This window comes from Rhizobium sp. PEPV16 (assembly GCF_008919455.1).
Lineage (GTDB): Bacteria > Pseudomonadota > Alphaproteobacteria > Rhizobiales > Rhizobiaceae > Rhizobium > Rhizobium leguminosarum_Q.
The window spans coordinates 21,571-24,021 of record NZ_VSZV01000283.1 but is presented as its reverse complement, the minus strand read 5'-3'; the positions used below and the strand labels follow the sequence as shown (position 1 = coordinate 24,021).

The 2,451-nt window shown below is 63.0% G+C and carries 2 protein-coding genes; both read right to left on the bottom strand.

What is annotated here, in order from left to right; genetic code table 11:
* Positions 1-50: 50 nt before the first annotated feature.
* Entirely contained in the window at positions 51-680 is a 630-nt protein-coding gene (locus FY112_RS13135) for a hypothetical protein (protein WP_094086646.1), read from the bottom strand.
* A gap of 133 nt (positions 681-813) precedes the next feature.
* The coding region (locus FY112_RS37700; RefSeq protein ID WP_246700662.1) for a class I tRNA ligase family protein at positions 814-2,451 on the bottom strand (1,638 nt) is incomplete at its 5' end.

Below are 2,451 nucleotides of genomic sequence, written 5' to 3'. Positions count from 1 at the left end.
CCGCAGCGCCGGTGCGCGGCGCCTTCATCCTTGCCGGCGCGCCGAAAAAGCTATTGCAGGAAATTCCACCACTGCTTGCCGGTGTTGGCGACAGCTGCATCCTTCTTGCGCTTTTTCTGCTTCTTGAGTTCGGGCTCGCCGACATCATCGAGCTTTGCCGGATCGTCGACAGTGCGGTAGCCGGGCGGCGGATCGGATATATAGCGGCGCTGGTCGACATAGGAGCCCTTCTGCAGGGCACGGGCTTCACGATAGGCCTTGGTCTGGGCTTCCGTCGTGCGCCGGCCGCCTTCGATCGCAGAGCTTGCGAGCGGCGAGCGGTAATTCGGATTGTCCGAATTCGCGTCGGCCTCCGAAACGAGACGAGCACGCGTCTCCTCCGGCGATTCAAGCCATTGCGGATTGTCCTTGTTGGCGACCGTCGGCTGCGGCGCAACCAGGGTCTCTTTCTGCGCCTGGGCCGGCAGCACCAGCGTCGGACGCGGCGTGTACTTGACGCCCTTGTTCTTCGGGTCCGGTCCGGTCAGCGACACGGACTGGCCGAGATCGTCGGTCAGCTGTTCCATGGCGGTCTTGTCGGTGCCGTAGGTCGGGCTGCTGGCGCAACCGGACACCAGGGAACATCCCGCCACTACAACAGACAGGCAGGCGCCCATACGGAACCAATGCGTTGCTAACATGAAAACCCTTCCAGCCCTGCCGGTGCAATCGTCGCCCAACCGGACAACCGTCCCCCTGACGCAAAATTCCGGCCATTTTCAGGCAGCTTTTACCGGATGAACCGCGAAAACGCAATTCACCCGGCAATATTCTTCACTTGAGCGCGGCAAGCTCGCGAAGGGCGGCGGCATCGCGGGCCGAAACATCAGGATATTCCGGATCGGAGCCGACATCCCTGGTGATGCGCCAGGAGCGGGCGCATTTCTCGCCCTCTGCAAGCTTCGGCACGACGCTGACCTCCGGGACCTCCGCCAGGCGGAAGGCATCCACCGGTCCTTCACCGGCCTTGATCTCGATTGCCGACGTGATGCAGACCTCGGTGAAGTCCTGGCCCTCCAGCGCCTTCAGCAGCTCCGGATCGGCGATATAAACGACAGGAGCCGCTTCCAGCGAGGAGCCGATGCGCTTGTCCTTGCGCTCGATTTCCAGGGCGCCGGTCACAACCGAACGCACTGTACGGATCTTCTTCCACTTCTCGGCCAGCGCATCGTTGCGCCATTCCTTTGCGACCGGAGCAAACTGCTCCAGATGCACGGAAACGGCGGACGGATTGCGCGACAGCCAGGCCTCCTCGGTGGTGAAGGGCAGCATCGGGGCAAGCCACGTCACCATGCAATCGAAAATCTGGCGGATGACGTGCAGGCTGGCGCGCCGACGCAGGCTCGACGGCGCGTCGCAATAGAGCGCATCCTTGCGGACATCGAAATAGAAGGCCGAAAGTTCGACATTGGCGAAATCGATCAGCGCGCGGGCGATCTTCTTGAAGTCGAAGGCATCGTAGTTCTCGCGCACCAGCTCGTCGAGTTCGGCCAGCCGGTGCAGCATCAGCTGCTCCAGCTCCGGCAGATCGACAAGCGCGATCTCCTCGCCCTTGTCGTGGGCAAGCGTGCCGAGCATCCAGCGGATGGTGTTGCGCAACTTGCGATAGGCGTCGACATTGGTCTGGATGATCGTCTTGCCGACGCGCAGGTCGTCGGCATAATCGGAGGTCATCACCCAGAGGCGAAGGATATCGGCGCCGGCATCCTTCATCACTTCCTGAGGTGCTGTGACGTTGCCCTTCGACTTCGACATCTTCTCGCCCTTCTCGTCCATGGTGAACCCATGGGTCAGGACGGCGTTGTAAGGCGCGCGGCCGCGGGTTGCCGCCGATTCCAGCAGCGACGAATGGAACCAGCCGCGATGCTGGTCGGAACCTTCAAGATAAAGGTCGGCCGGCCACTTCAGGTCCGGGCGGTCTTCGAGCGTGAAGGTGTGCGTCGAGCCAGAGTCGAACCAGACGTCGAGGATATCCATGACCTGGGTCCAGCGGGAATGGTCATGGTCATTGCCGAGGAAGCGCTCCTTGGCGCCTTCGGCAAACCAGGCGTCGGCGCCCTCATGTTCGAAGGCTTCGAGGATGCGGCCGTTGACGGCTTCGTCGACCAGGACCTCGCCCTCATCGTCGGCAAAGACGGCGATCGGCACGCCCCAGGCGCGCTGGCGCGAGAGCACCCAGTCCGGACGGCCCTCGATCATGGCGCGCAGGCGGTTCTGGCCGGCGGCCGGCACGAAGCGCGTATCGTCGATCGCACTGAGCGCGCGCGAACGCAACGTGGTGCCGTCGGCAAGGGTCTTGTCCATATAGACGAACCATTGCGGCGTGTTGCGGAAAATGACCGGCTTCTTCGAGCGCCAGGAATGCGGATACTGGTGCTTCAGCCGGCCGCGGGCAAAGAGCGCGCCGCGGGC